The sequence below is a fragment of the Sphingomonas sp. GM_Shp_2 genome (assembly GCF_026540875.1).
Classification (GTDB): Bacteria; Pseudomonadota; Alphaproteobacteria; order Sphingomonadales; family Sphingomonadaceae; genus Sphingomonas; species Sphingomonas carotinifaciens.
On sequence record NZ_JALNUQ010000002.1, the window covers coordinates 144,662 to 158,365 of the forward strand.

The 13,704-nt window shown below is 69.8% G+C and carries 14 protein-coding genes and 1 tRNA gene; 10 read left to right on the forward strand and 5 right to left on the reverse strand.

Translation table 11 applies throughout. The features are described from left to right. The first annotated feature begins 13 nt into the window (after positions 1-13). Genes OXR08_RS01445 through OXR08_RS01480 form a run of 8 tightly spaced genes read left to right on the forward strand, consistent with a single transcriptional unit; the run spans position 14 to position 6,800 of the window. A complete protein-coding gene (locus tag OXR08_RS01445; protein ID WP_267347290.1) occupies positions 14-2,215 on the forward strand; it encodes a chemotaxis protein CheA in 2,202 nt (733 codons plus the stop codon). Next, positions 2,212-3,063, forward strand: coding sequence for a protein-glutamate O-methyltransferase CheR (locus OXR08_RS01450; RefSeq protein ID WP_267347291.1), 852 nt, complete (start codon positions 2,212-2,214; stop codon positions 3,061-3,063). The genes OXR08_RS01445 and OXR08_RS01450 overlap by 4 nt, the downstream gene beginning before the upstream one ends. After that, positions 3,060-4,070 (forward strand): chemotaxis response regulator protein-glutamate methylesterase, encoded by a 1,011-nt coding sequence (locus tag OXR08_RS01455; protein ID WP_276589293.1) that lies wholly within the window; start codon positions 3,060-3,062, stop codon positions 4,068-4,070. Before OXR08_RS01450 ends, OXR08_RS01455 begins: the two co-directional genes overlap by 4 nt. Continuing rightward, on the forward strand, positions 4,067-4,642 hold the full coding sequence (locus OXR08_RS01460; protein ID WP_240313378.1) for a chemotaxis protein CheD: 576 nt from the start codon (positions 4,067-4,069) through the stop codon (positions 4,640-4,642). Before OXR08_RS01455 ends, OXR08_RS01460 begins: the two co-directional genes overlap by 4 nt. A gap of 14 nt (positions 4,643-4,656) precedes the next feature. Next, positions 4,657-5,022 (forward strand): response regulator, encoded by a 366-nt coding sequence (locus OXR08_RS01465; RefSeq protein WP_112381462.1) that lies wholly within the window; start codon positions 4,657-4,659, stop codon positions 5,020-5,022. 23 nt (positions 5,023-5,045) lie between these two features. Beyond that, complete coding sequence (locus OXR08_RS01470) at positions 5,046-5,480, forward strand: chemotaxis protein CheW (protein ID WP_112381461.1); 435 nt, start codon at positions 5,046-5,048, stop codon at positions 5,478-5,480. A gap of 44 nt (positions 5,481-5,524) precedes the next feature. Then, on the forward strand, positions 5,525-6,544 hold the full coding sequence (locus tag OXR08_RS01475) for a chemotaxis protein CheB (protein WP_267347293.1): 1,020 nt from the start codon (positions 5,525-5,527) through the stop codon (positions 6,542-6,544). Continuing rightward, positions 6,537-6,800, forward strand: coding sequence for a hypothetical protein (locus OXR08_RS01480; RefSeq protein WP_267347294.1), 264 nt, complete (start codon positions 6,537-6,539; stop codon positions 6,798-6,800). The genes OXR08_RS01475 and OXR08_RS01480 overlap by 8 nt, the downstream gene beginning before the upstream one ends. 221 nt (positions 6,801-7,021) lie before the next feature. Here OXR08_RS01480 and gloA read toward each other — a convergent pair whose 3' ends face one another. The 5 genes from gloA to OXR08_RS01505 form a co-directional block, all read right to left on the reverse strand. Beyond that, positions 7,022-7,537, reverse strand: coding sequence for a lactoylglutathione lyase (gene gloA, locus OXR08_RS01485; protein ID WP_267347295.1), 516 nt, complete (start codon positions 7,535-7,537; stop codon positions 7,022-7,024). 11 nt (positions 7,538-7,548) lie between these two features. Continuing rightward, a complete protein-coding gene (locus tag OXR08_RS01490; protein WP_267347296.1) occupies positions 7,549-8,931 on the reverse strand; it encodes an efflux transporter outer membrane subunit in 1,383 nt (460 codons plus the stop codon). Continuing rightward, entirely contained in the window at positions 8,928-10,088 is a 1,161-nt protein-coding gene (locus OXR08_RS01495) for an HlyD family secretion protein (protein ID WP_149681147.1), read from the reverse strand. Before OXR08_RS01495 ends, OXR08_RS01490 begins: the two co-directional genes overlap by 4 nt. Then, on the reverse strand, positions 10,085-11,746 hold the full coding sequence (locus OXR08_RS01500) for an MFS transporter (RefSeq protein ID WP_112381455.1): 1,662 nt from the start codon (positions 11,744-11,746) through the stop codon (positions 10,085-10,087). Before OXR08_RS01500 ends, OXR08_RS01495 begins: the two co-directional genes overlap by 4 nt. A 128-nt stretch (positions 11,747-11,874) precedes the next feature. Next, positions 11,875-12,768: a peptidylprolyl isomerase gene (locus OXR08_RS01505; protein WP_346731884.1), complete on the reverse strand. Its 894-nt coding sequence runs from the start codon at positions 12,766-12,768 to the stop codon at positions 11,875-11,877. A gap of 56 nt (positions 12,769-12,824) precedes the next feature. Here OXR08_RS01505 and OXR08_RS01510 point away from each other — a divergent pair. Further along, a tRNA-Ser gene (locus tag OXR08_RS01510) sits at positions 12,825-12,915 on the forward strand. 164 nt (positions 12,916-13,079) lie between these two features. After that, positions 13,080-13,704, forward strand: a 625-nt coding sequence (locus OXR08_RS01515) for an FAD-dependent oxidoreductase (protein ID WP_267347297.1), incomplete at its 3' end; no start/stop codon positions are given.

Sequence of the window (13,704 nt, forward strand, 5' to 3'; positions counted from 1 at the left end):
AGGACCCGTTTCCATGCAGCTCGACGAAATCCAGGCCATCTTCTTCCAGGAATGCGAGGAAGGACTGGCCGTCATCGAAACCGACCTGGCCGACCTGCGCGACGGTGCGCCGTCGGACGAGACGATCAACACCATCTTTCGCGCGGTGCACTCGATCAAGGGTGGCGCGGGGGCGTTCGGTTTCGACGCCCTGCAGGGCTTTTCGCACCAGCTGGAGACGGTACTGGACCTGTTGCGCACCGGCGAGTTGACGCCGGAGCCGGACCTGGTCGCGTTGCTGTTCGCGGCGTTCGACGGGCTGACCGATCACGTATCCTGTGCGCAAGGCGGCGGCGGCGCGCCCGACGATGCGGCGTTGATCGCGCGCCTGACCGCGGCGGCCGGCCGCGCGGGTACGGCCCATGATGTCGCCGAACCGGAGGCGGCGCCGGAGCCGGTGGTGGTCGCGGAGGTGGTGGGCGATGCCTTCGACCTGGACGCGCTGCTCGCCGATATCGGGCTGGGCGATCCGCCGGCGGCGGCGACGGCGGGGGGGGCGATCCCGTGGCGGGTACGCTTCGTGCCGGGGCGCGGGGCGTTCGACAATGGCGGCGACCCGCTGCCGTTGCTGCGCGAACTGGATGCGCTGGGCGGCCGGGTGGTGGCGATCGACCGGAGCGGCCTGCCGTCGCTGGACAGCCTGAGCGTCGACGAATGCTATCTGGGCTGGACGCTGAGCGTGCCGGGCGAGGTGGCGCGCGACGATATCGCCGCGATCTTCGACTTCGTGTCGGACCAGGCCGAACTGGAGATCGTGGCCGAAGGGGACGATGCGCCGCTGCTGATCGCGGAACCGGTGGCCGAGCCGGTGGAGGAGGATCTGCTGGCCGCCGTGCTGGCGATGGTCGAGCCGGCCCAGATAGCCGAACTCCCGCAGGCGGAGCCGCAGCCGGTGGTGGTGCCGCCCGTCGTCGCCGAGGAGCCGGTCGTGATCGCGGCGGTGGTGGAGGATGGTGCCAACCGTCCCGCCGCCGGCGCGGCGGCTGCCGCCGCCGCCGGGGGGGCGACGATCCGGGTGGAGCTGGAGAAGCTGGACCGGCTGGTCAATCTGGTCGGCGAGCTGGTGATCACCCAGGCGATGCTGGCGCAGCGGCTGTCGATCCACGGCGTCGGCGCGATCGACGAGCTGTCCGACCTGGATCACCTGACCCGCGAATTGCAGGACAGCGCGATGTCGATCCGCGCGCAGCCGGTCAAGTCGGTGTTCAGCCGCGTGCCGCGCATCATCCGCGAACTGGAGGCGAGCACGGGCAAGCGCGTCCGCCTGGAGGTGGAGGGCGAGATGACCGAGGTCGACAAGACCGTGGTCGAGCGCATCGGCGAGCCCCTGACCCACATGATCCGCAATGCGGTCGACCACGGGCTGGAGACGCCCGACGAGCGCGTCGCGGCGGGCAAGCCGGCGGAAGGCGTGGTGCGGCTGGCGGCCGAGCATCGGTCGGGGCGGATCGTGATCTCGGTATCCGACGACGGGCGCGGGATCGACCGCGCGCGGGTGCGGGCCAAGGCGGTGGAGCGCGGCATCGTCGCGGCCGACGCCAACCTGTCCGACGAGGAGATCGAGAATTTGATCTTCGCCCCCGGATTTTCCACGGCCGCGACGATTTCGAACATTTCCGGGCGCGGTGTCGGCATGGATGTGGTGCGCCGCAACGTGCAGGCGCTGGGCGGGCGGATCGGGATCAGCTCGAAATTCGGGCTGGGATCGACCTTCACGCTGACGCTGCCGCTGACGCTGGCGATCCTGGACGGGATGGTGGTGAGCGTGGGCGGGCAGACCTATGTCATACCGCTGGCGCATGTGGTGGAGAGCCTGCGCCCGCGCGACGGCGAGGTGCGCGGCCTGGGGCCGGGGGCGGGCGTGCTGGACGTGCGTGGCACGTACCTGCCGATCCTGCCGATCGGGCGGCTGCTGAACGTGGCGGATGCGTGCGTGGACCCGACCAATGCGGTGCTGGTGGTGGTGGAAACCGATGCCGGCCAGTCGATCCTGATGGTCGACGGCATCCAGGACCAGCGGCAGGTGGTGGTCAAGAGCCTGGAGGCGAACTACGCGCCGGTGGCCGGGCTTGCCGGCGCGACGGTGCTGGGTGACGGGCGCGTCGCCCTGATCCTGGACGTCGAGACGCTGGTCCAGCGGCACCGTTCCGAAACGCCGCGGGCGCTGGCCGCATGAGCGCCGCCGCTGCGCCCATGCAGGGCGAATTCCACCTGAGCGACGGCGATTACGAGACGATCGCACGCATGGCGCATGCCCATGCCGGCATCATGCTGGGCACGGGCAAGCGGCAGCTGGTCTATTCGCGGCTCGCCAAGCAGGTGCGGCGTCGCGGGATGGCCGATTTCGCCGATTACGTCGCACTGCTCCGCAACGATGCCGATGCACGGCGCGAGGCGATCTTCGCGCTGACCACCAACCACACCAAGTTCTTTCGCGAAGACCATCACTTCACCCACTTTGCCGAGCATGTGCGGCCGGACCTGCTGGCCCGGTCGGAGCGGGGCACCCCGGTGCGGCTGTGGTCCGCCGCCTGTTCGAGCGGCGAGGAGCCCTATACGCTGGCGATGACGCTGCTGGGTGAGGACCGGGCGGGCGGGGGCCGTATCGCGCAGCGCGACATCGCGATCCTGGCGACCGATCTGGCGCCGCATGTGATCGCGACCGCCAAGGCCGGGCGCTATCCGGCGGAAATGGCGCGCGACATTCCCGACCGCTTCCGCCGCACCTGGGTGAAGCCGGTCGGCGACGAGATCGCCATGGCGCCGGAACTGCAGCGCGTGATCGCCTACAAGCACCTCAACCTGCTGGAATCCTGGCCGATGCGGGGGCGGTTCGACGTGATCTTCTGTCGCAACGTCATGATCTACTTCGACGAGCCGACCAAGGCGCGGCTGCTGGAACGCTTTGCGGGTCTGATCCCGGCGGGGGGGTATATGTATATCGGCCATTCGGAACGGTTGATCGGCCCGGCCGCGACGATGTTCGATTCGGTCGGCCACACCATCTATCGGAGGCGCGGCTGATGACCCGCGTGCTGGTGGTGGACGATTCGGCGACGATGCGCGGGCTGGTGCGCATGATGCTGGCCAAGGACCCCGAGATCACCGTGGTCGGCGAGGCGGGCGATGCGCAGGAGGCGCGCGCCAAGATCAAGGCGCTGAACCCCGACGTGGTGACGCTGGACATCGAGATGCCGGGGATGAACGGCCTGGATTTCCTGGACAAGATCATGGCGCTCAGGCCGATGCCGGTGGTGATCGTGTCGACATTGACCGAAAAGGGGGCGAGCGCCACGGTGCGCGCGCTGGCGGCCGGTGCGTTCGATTGCTTCCCCAAGCCCGCCTCGATCGCGGCGGTGCGCGACGATGCGACGCTGGCGCGGATCGTGCGCGCGGCGGGGCGCTCGCCGGTGCGGCGTGGACCGGTCGCGGCTCCGGCGATCGCGGCGCTGGCCCGTGGCGGTACGCCCGGCGGATTGATCGCGATCGGCGCATCGACCGGGGGTGTCGAGACGCTGCTGCGCGTGATCGGCGGCTTTCCGGCGGACTGCCCGCCGACGGTGATCGTGCAGCACATGCCCGCGCTGTTCACCGCCAGCTTTGCCGACCGGCTGAACCGTTTCTGCCCGCCACAGGTGGAGGAAGCGCGCAGCGGCACGATCCTGAAGCCCGGCCATGTCTATCTGGCGCCGGGCGGCGAGCAGCATATGGAGGTGGTGGGCGCGACCATGCCGCGCATCCGGCTGTATGAGGGGCCGACGGTCAGCGGGCACCGGCCATCGGTGGACGTGCTGTTCCGGTCGGTGGCCAGGCTGGGACGGCCGGCGGTGGGCGTGCTGCTGACCGGCATGGGGGCGGACGGCGCGGCGGGCCTGCTGGAGATGCGGCAGGCAGGCGCGCGGACCATCGGGCAGGACGAGGCGACCAGTGTCGTCTACGGCATGCCCGCGGTCGCCCATTCGCTGGGCGCGGTGGAGCGGCAATTGCCGGTGCAGCGCATCGCCGCATCGGTGATGGAGATGGCGGCATGACGCCTGCCGCCGGGCGTACCGCGATGCTGCGCGCCGATGGCTTTCGCCATGTCAGCGTGGTGCAGGGCGAGCGCGGCGTTTCCGCCGATCCGCAGGTGCTGTTCGCGACGGTGCTGGGCAGTTGCGTCGCGGCGTGCCTGTACGATCCGGACGCGAAGGTGGGGGGGATCAACCATTTCCTGCTGGCCGAGCCACAGCCCGGCCAGGTGGTCGATGCGACCGCGGCGCAGCGTTACGGCGTGCATGCAATGGAATTGCTGATCAACGACATGCTGCGCCAGGGGGCGCGGCGCGACCGGCTGCGCGCGCATCTCTATGGGGGCGCGAACCTGCATCAGGGGATGCGGCCGATCGGCACCGCCAATGCGGAGTTCGCGGTCCGCTTCCTGCAACAGGACCGCATCCCGCTGATCGTGCGCGACCTGGGGGGCCATGCCGCGCGGCGGGTGGAGTTCCAGGCGGCGCTGGGCCGATCGCGCGCCAAGATCGTGCGTGATGCGCCGCCCGAGGCCCCGGTCCGCGCCCGTCCCGTGTTCCAGCCTGCCGCCAGCGGCGACGTTGAACTGTTTTGAAGGATTTAGAGAGCATGACCAGAACCATCATGACCGTGGACGACTCCCCCAGCATGCGTGCGCTGCTGCGCCATGCACTGTCCGGCGAAGGCTATCAGATCGCCGCCGCCGAGGACGGGGTGGACGCGCTGGAGCGAATCGACGCGGCCGCGCCCGACCTGGTCATCACCGACATCAACATGCCGCGCATGGACGGGTTCGGCCTGATCGAGCAGCTGCGCGGCCACCCGCGCTGGAACGGCGTGCCGATCCTGGTGCTGACCACCGAATTTTCCGACGAGAAGAAGGCGCGGGCGCGCGCCGCCGGTGCGACCGGATGGATCGTCAAGCCCTTCGACCCCGCCAAATTGTCCGCGGCCGTGCGCCGCGTGCTCATCTGACCGACCCGCAAAGGACGTTATTCATGGCCCGTCAGCTCATCACCTTCGAACTCGGCGACCAGTCGCTGGGCATCGACATCATGGCGATCCGCGAGATCCGTGCCTGGTCGCCGGCGACCCCGCTGCCCAACGTGCCGGCGCATGTGCGCGGCGTGGTGAACCTGCGCGGCGTGGTGCTGCCGGTGCTGGACCTGCGCATGCGGATGGGCTGGGGCCTGACCGATCCGACCGCACGCCACGTCATCATCGTGGTGCGCATCGGCGAGCAGTTGCAGGGCGTGATCGTCGATGCGGTGAACGATATCGTGACGATCAACCCGGATGACATGCAGCCGCTGCCCGATGTCGGCACCATGCAGGCGGCGGGCCTGCTGGAAGGGCTGGCCACGGTGGAGGATCGCATGATCCTGGTGCTGGACCTGGAGCGGCTGGCGCCGCCGATGGCCGACGCCGCCTGATTTCCTACCCGTACCCCGCGTATCTGTTTCAAAGGAATGCCGACATGGCCAAGGCCAAAGTTCTAGTCGTCGACGATTCGTTGACCATGCGTGCGCTGGTCGCCGGCATGCTGGAGAAGGACAAGAACATCGAGATCGTCGGGTTGGCCGACGGGGCCGCAGAGGCGCGGCAAATGGTGCGCGACCTGAAGCCCACGGTGATGACGCTGGACGTCGAGATGCCGGGGATGAGCGGGATCGAGTATCTGGCGGAGATCATGGAAACCGCGCCGATGCCGGTCATCATGTTCTCGACATTGACCGCCAAGGGGGCGGACAGTTCGATCGAGGCGCTGCGGCTGGGGGCGCTGGACTGTTACCCCAAGCCGACGCGCGCGACGCCGGACGAGGTGCAGAAGGCGATCGGGCAGCTGGCGAAGACGGTGAAGGAGGCGCCGGCGCGGTTCCGGGCGCTGAATGACGGGGCCAAGAAGCCGTCGGCGAAGGCGGCGACGGATGCGCCGTTCAACTGGAACGGCAAGCTGCTGGCGGTCGGCGCCGATGTGGGCAGCACCAAGCCGCTGTTCGACCTGTTGGGCGACATTCCCAAGGACGGACCGCCCGCGCTGGTGGTGCAGCATATGCGCGACGAGCTGGCGGACGGGATGATCGCCAAGCTGTCCGCGGCGCTGGGGCCGCGGGTGGTGGAGGCGAGCGATGGGCTGAAGCTGGAGCGCGGCATGATCGTGGTGGCGCGGCCGGGCACGCATCATGTGTATGTCGACCGCTGGCCCGACGGCGTGGTGCGGATGCTGGACAAGCCCCCCTTTGCCGGACACCGGCCGTCCATCTCGCTGATGATGGCGACGATTGCCAAGACGGCGGCGGAGCAGACGGTGGCGGTGCTGCTGGCCGAGGGCGAGGACGGCGTGGCGGGCGTGCAGGCGATCCGGGCTGCGCGCGGCTATGCGATCGCGCCGGCGGGCGACGGATCGGGCGGGCTGGAGATCGGTCGCGGCATGGCGGTGCAGCCGATCAAGGCGGGCGCGATCAGCGAAACCGTATTGGGCCTGTGCCGTGGCTGATTTCGGCGGCCCCGTCGCGCACGGCCTGGCGCAGGAACTGGACGCGGCGCGCGGGGTGCTGGAGGCGCTGGCGACGGCGCTTTGCCTGGACCCGTTGGTGTTCGAGCGCCACGGGGCGGCTTTGCAGGAGTTCGACCGGTTGGGGCAGGTGATCGGCGAGGTGGCCGGGGTTTTGCGGCATTCCGGGCCGGTCGATGGGGCTCTGGCGGGGGTTCGGCTGGATGCGGTGAAGGATCGTCTTCACGCGGTTATTTAGTTCACGCGAAGACGCGAAGACGCGAAGAGAAGAAGGGGTTCACGCGGAGGCGCGGAGGCCCGGAGAGGGTGCGTCGGCCGCACCCGCGCGTGACGTTTCGGCCGGGAGACAAGCCCTCGCCCGTAATGGAGAGTGAGCCTTCGGCTCGCGGAACATCTCCGCGCCTCCGCGTGAACAAAACCTTCTTCTTTCTCTTCGCGGCTTCGCGTCTTCGCGTGAAATCAGCTTTGCGCGACCACGGTGGGCGTCATGCCGGCCGGGGACAGGATTTCGATCCAGTAGCCGTCGGGATCGGTGATGAAGGCGATGTCCTTCATCGTGCCGTCCTGCGGGCGTTTCTTGAAGGGGGCGCCCAGTTCCTCGAAACGGGCACAGGCGGCGGACACGTCGGGGACGCTGATGCCGATATGGCCGAAGCCGCGCGGATCGGTGTTGCCGCTGTGATAGCCGGCGAAGTCCGCATCGTCCTCGGTGCCCCAATTGTGGGTCAGCTCCAGCGTGGTTTCGCGGGTGAAGAGGAAGCGGGCGCGCTCGGCGGGGTCGGCCGGGATCGTCTCGCCCTCGGCCAGATAAGCGAGAAAGAAGAGCGAGAACTTCATGTCCGCGAAATCGAGCTGCTGGATCAGCGTCATGCCGAGCACGCCCTGGTAGAAGGGGAGCGACGCCTTGGGATCGCGGATGCGCAGCATCGTCTGGTTGAGGGCGAAACCCTCTGTGCCGGCGGGGCGGGTGGTCATGGGCGGGCCTCTCAACGGGTGGTGGCGGCGATGTCGGCGGGGGTCCAGCCGCCGCCCATTGCCTGATAAAGGCCGGCATAGGCGGTCAGGCGATCGGCCTGCGCCTGGGCCAGCGACAATTCGGCGGACAGGAGACCGCGCTGCGCGTCCAGTTGTTCCAGATAGCTGGAATAGCCGGCGCGGTAGCGGTTCGACGCGATGCGCAGCGCATCGGCCAGTGCGGCGCGCTGGCGATCCAGCGCCACCACCTGCTCGCCAGCGCGCTGCACCCCGGCGAGGCTGTCGTTGACCTCGCGAAAGGCGACCAGCGCGGTGCGGCGATAGGCGAAGGCGGCCTGGTCGCGGCGGGCGGTGGCGGCGTCGGCCTGGGCGCGGAGGCGGCCGGCATCGAAGATCGGCGACAGGATGCTGGCGCCGAGCGAGAAGACGCCGACCGGATGGTCGAGCGCGGTGGACAGGACGAGGCCGGCCGAGCCGGTGAGGCCGAGGCTGGGGAGCATGGCGGCGCGCTGGCTGTCCAGCGTGCGGTCGGCGGCGACCAGCGTCTGTTCGGCCTGAAACAGATCGGGCCGTCGGCGCAGCAGATCGGCGGGCAGGCCATCCGGAATGGGTGGCTGCGCGATGCGATCGATCGGCAGGCCGCGCGCAATGGGGCCGGGGGCATCGCCGATCAGCTGCGAGAGCGCGTTTTCCTGCCGGGTGACGGCAAGCTGCGCGGCCGAGACGAGCTGTTCGGTGGCGCGGTATTCGCTTTCGGCCTGACGCAGTTCAAGGCGCGAGGTGTAGCCGGTGTCGGCGCGGCGGCGGGCGATGCGCAGCGCATCGGCGCGCGCGACCAGCGTTTCGCGGGCGATGAGCAGGCGGTGGTCGAGCGCGCGCAGGGTGACGTAGCTGGTGGCCACCCCGGCGGCGAGCGCCAGGCGAACGGTGTCCTCAGCCGCCTCCGTCGCGAGCAGGCTGGCGCGCGCGGCATCCTCGGCACGGGCGAGACGGCCGAACAGGTCGAAATCGTAGCTGGCCTGAAGCAGCGGTTGCGAGCCGATATTGGTGGCGCCGACGCCCAGCGCGCTGACCGAGCGGGCATCGGTAAGGGGCACGCCGCCGGTGAGCGACGGAGCCCGCTGCGCCTGCGCGAGCCGGGCCTGTGCGCGCGCTTCCTCGACGCGGGCGGCGGCGCTGCCGATATCGGGGCTGTTGGCGAGTGCACGGGCGACAAGCGCGGTGAGGACGGGATCGCCGAACCCCTGCCACCAGTCGGCGCGGATCGGCGTGCCGGGGCCGAGCGCGGTGCGCCATGCCGGCGGCGGCGCGATCGTGGCGGCAGCCGGCGCCGGCGGACGCGGGCCGATGCAGCCGGCGAGCAGCAGGGACAGGGCGAGCGCGGCTATCCTCACGGGAGGCGTGGCCCCTGCGAGACATCGACACGCGCCTGCACCGACATGCCGGGGCGCAGGCGCGCGCCCAGCGACTGGCCGGGATCGACGCGGATGCGCACCGCGATGCGCTGCGGCACCTTGGTGAAGTTGCCGGTCGCGTTGTCCGCCTTGAGCACCGCAAATTCGGAGCCGGCGGCGGGCGAAATGCGCTCCACCCGGCCGGTTAGGCGGGCATTGCCCAGCGCATCGACGGTGAAGGAGGCGGGCTGGCCGACGATCATGCGGGCGGTCTGCGCTTCCTTGAAATTGGCGATCACCCAGGTTTCGGGGGGCACGAGGAACAGGAGTTGCGACCCGGCGGTCACGTACTGGCCGACGCGCACCCCGACCTCGGACAGGCGACCGCCTTCCGGCGCGCGGATCAGGGTGTTGGACAGGTCGATCTGCGCCAGTCGCCGGGCGGCGACCGCACCGGCGACCCCGGCCTGTTGCCCGCCGCGCCCGACCTCCACGGTGCGGACGTCCTGGCGGGCGATCTCGGCGGCGGCCTGCGCCTGGCGCACCGCAGCCTGCGCCTGACGGAGCGCGGCAAGCGTCTGGTCACGCTCCCGCAGGGATACCGAGCCGTCGGTGACGAGATCGTTGACGCGCGCCATGTCCGCCTCCGCGCGCATCAACTGGGCACGGGCATTTTCCACCGCGGCTCCTTGCGCGGCGAGATTGGCGGCGCGCGAGCGTTCGGATTGCTGGCTGTTGGCGAGCGTCGCCTGATTGGCGGCGACCTGTGCCTCGGCCTGTTCGACGCGCTGGCGGTAGATGCGGTCGTCGATGCGGACCAGCGGCTGGCCGGCGGCGACCTGCTCGAAATCGCGGACCAGCACCTGCGACACATAGCCGCTGACCTGTGGCGCGATCACGGTGGTGCGGCCACGGACATAGGCGTTGTCGGTGGATTCATAGCCGCTGGTGAAGGGCGGCAGGCGCCATGCGGCCAGCACGACCGCGATGCCGGCGACGACGAGCAGGATGATGAACAGCAGCGAGCGCCGGCCGCCGGTGGGCGGTCGCCAGCCGGACGGCGTAGGCGGGGGCGGTGGCGCGGCGGCCTGCGCCTCCGCGATCGCTTCCTCGGTGCGGGGGGTGGGAGAGACGGGCGGCGTACGGGCGTCGGTCATGATGCGGTTCCGGTTCGGCGCATACGCCGGTTGCGGCGCCAGAGCAGCCAGCCGAGGTACAGCGTGGTCAGAGCAGCCAAACCCGCGATCAGCCGGAAAGTGTCGTTATAGGCGCGCACATTCGCCTCGCGCGTGGCGGCCTGCGACAAAAGGGCGGCGCCCTCCGCGCGTTGCAGCGCCGGATCGGCGATGACGCGGCCGACGCTGCTGCCGCCCGCGGCGATACGCTGCGACACGATGGGGTTGGTGGGGTCGACCTCCTGCACGATGGCGGCGCTGTGCGCCTTTTCGCGGATCGTCTGGAAGGTGCCGAGAAAGGCGGTGCCGCCGAGCGCGCCGATCGAGTTCAGCATGCCGAACAGCGCCACGAAGCTGATGACGTGACCGGCACCCTGTTGCAGCGCGCGGGTCATGCCGAACAGCAGCGAGGGACCGATGAAGAAGGTGGCCGAAAAGGCGATCAGCGCCTGCGTCACGTAGAATTGCTGCGGCCGGGTGAGGTTGGTCGAGAAACTGTCGGCATAGGCGGCGACCGCGACGAGCGCGATGGCGAACATCACGGGATGGGTCAGCCGCTGCACGTCCAGCGTCACCGCGCTGGCGACGACGCCGGCGACCGAGGCGAGGACGATGATCGCGAACAGCGTGCCGAACTGGTCGTTATTCTGCCCCAGCGTGGTGAGCAGCCCGACCGCGCCGAACGTCTGTTCGGACAGGGCGATGCGCATCATGATGGTGACGATCGCAAAGCGGATGATGTCGGCCGAGCCCAGCCAGCGGGTGTTGAGCAGCGGATTGGCGCGATAATGTTCGAGCAGCAGCGCACCCGCCAGCAGCGGGATGGCGGCGGCCAGCGCCCAGCCGATCCACGGCGCCTGCGTCCACCAGACGATGCGCCCCTGACCCAGCACCGCGCAAAGCAGGCCGATGGCCGGCGCGTAAAGCGCGAAGGTCAGGAAATCGAGGGGCTCGAACGCCTTCTGCCGCTCGGTCGGGGGCAGGCGCAGCCAGCTTACCGCGGCCATGCTGAGCAGGGCCAGCCCCAGTTCGAACAGGTACAAGGTGCGCCACTGCGACATGGCGAGCAGTTCCGGTGAGAACAGCCGGGCCATCGGCGTCGCGCATTGCGGCACGCCGATGCCCAGGACGATCGCCTTCAGCCGCCAGCGCGCGGGCAGCGCCTGCATCATGTAATACAGGCACAGCGACGACAGTGCGGCGGCGGCCATGCCGCTGGCGGCGCGCACCGCGATTGCCGACCAGAAGCCGTGGACGAACAGGTGCGCAAAGGTGAGCAGCACATAGATGCCGACAAAGATCAGCGCGAAGGGCCTGAGCCCGAATTGCTGGCGGAACTTGATGAGCAGCAGGTTGATCGACGCGTTGGTCATCACATAGACGGTGGGAAGCCATGCGATCTCGGTGGGATCGAAGCCGAGCGCACCCTGTAGCTGCGCGGTGTTGGCGGAGACGAGGGCATTGCCCAGCCCGCCGGTCAGCCCGACCAGCACCGCGATCAGCGCATAGGCCCAGCGGCGTGCCAGCGGATGATCGGGACTGCCCGGCGATCCGGGAATGGCAGGGCGTTCGTGGGGGGCGAACTGCCACTCCTCCTCGCGCAGGAAGGTGCGCAGCCGCCCGATCGTGCCGATGCTCATCGGGCAGGGGGCGGCGCGGGGACGGAGCGATCGGGTGCGGGCACGATATCCCCAGAAAGGGCAGGCAGATAGGCCTGCTTAGCGCGGCGCGGCACGGGCGACCAGCATGTGGATCATGCCGCAAGGCATCAGGGCGCGGGGCGGACGGGGGGCAGCGCGGCGCAGATGTCCACCCCGCCGGCGGGCACGGTGAAGAAGGCGTTGTTGCGGTTCTCCCGCTCGCGAACCCAGGCGGCGAAACGGGGATTGGCGGTGGCGCGGTACTGGAAATGCGGGCGCATCGCTGCGGGCAGGTCGCTGGCGAGGCGGGCGGAGACGATCGGGCTGCGCTCCCCTTCGGTCTTGTAGAAGCCGAGATCGCCGGTGCCGCGCGGCAGGGTGGTCAACGCCTCCATGCCCTCCACCACGCGGCCGACGACCGCGATGTTGCGGTCGAGCGCGCGCGGGCTGTGGCCGATAAGGGTGTAAAGCTCCGCGCCGCTGCCCGTGCTGGGCGCCAGGTCGCGCGCGACGCCGACCATGGCATAGCAGTGCGGCAGCCATTGCCGGGTGGCGTCGCCGGCGAGCGGCCAGCCATCGGCGGAGTAGCCCGCCCAGGCGGCATAGGGGTCGGGCCGCGACAGACGCTGCGCGGGCGCGGTGCGGTTCTGCACATATTCGGGCGGCGGGTTGGCGACGATGCCGGGGGGCAGCGGCTTCTTCTCGGTAGCATCGCCCCACTGCGCGACGTAATTCTCCTGCACGCGGTAGACGCTGGTGCCCTGGTCCCACCAGTGCGCGCGGGCCAGCGCGCGGATATTGGCCACGTGCACCGGTGCCGCCTGCGGCGCCAGCCGCACCACGACGCGGCGGCCGTTCGCCAGCGAGAAGACGAGCAGCTCGTCATCGGGAATGGCGACCCAGTCCTGTGCCTGCGCGTCCGCCGGGCCGGGCGGGGCAGGCATGGTCTGGATGGCGGCGGCAAGGGCGAGGAGGATCGCAAGCATGGCGCCAAGCGTGCCCGAGCGACGATATGCACGCAAGCGCTTGCGCGAACCGCCGGACCGCTTTAGGGGCCCCGTCTCCAGGCTTTACCTGCGGAGCGGTGGCCGAGTGGTCGAAGGCGCTCGCCTGGAAAGTGAGTATACGCCAAAAGCGTATCGAGGGTTCGAATCCCTCCCGCTCCGCCATTTCCTCATTTCCGATACCGGGCAGCAGGCGCCGCGAACGCCCCGGCTCTGCGCAGGCTCCCACCATTATCCGCAATAGCCGGGAACACCTCGCCTGGGTGCATCGTCCAGATGCGCGATTGGCGTAGGCTGACGGGATCGGGTGTTGCTGGTGGCGAGGGGGTATGGCCGGGGCAGGGGCGTATGACGTCATCGTCGTCGGCAGCGGGGCCGGTGGGGGGACGATCGCCCATCGCCTGACGCACGAAGGCATGCGCGTCCTGTTGATCGAGGAGGGGCGCTGGCTGCAGCCGGGTGCGCACAGCCGCTACATCCGCCATGTCCATCCCGACCGGACGCAGCCGATCGCCTGTGTCGGCGGGCAGACCAAATTCTACGGCGCGGCGCTTTACCGGCTGCGCGAGGCCGATTTCGAGGCGGTGGCGCATGAGGCGGGCGTGTCGCCGGCCTGGCCGATCCTGTACGACGATCTGGAGCCTTATTACGATCAGGCCGAGCGGCTGTACCGCGTGCACGGCGCGACCGAGGCCGATCCGACCGAGCCGCCGCATGCGCGCGCCTATCCTCACGGCGCGATCGCGGCGCATCCGCGCATCGGCGGGCTGGTGGAGCAGCTGGCGGCGACCGGCCTGCATCCTGCGCCCATTCCGCGGGCGCTGGACCGGCGGGACGGCCTGGGCGCGTGCCGGATGTGCCCTGCCTGCGATGCGCATCAATGCGGCTTCGATGCGAAGATGGATGCGGAGACCGCGGCGATCCGCCCGGCGATGGGGACGGGCCGGTTGACGG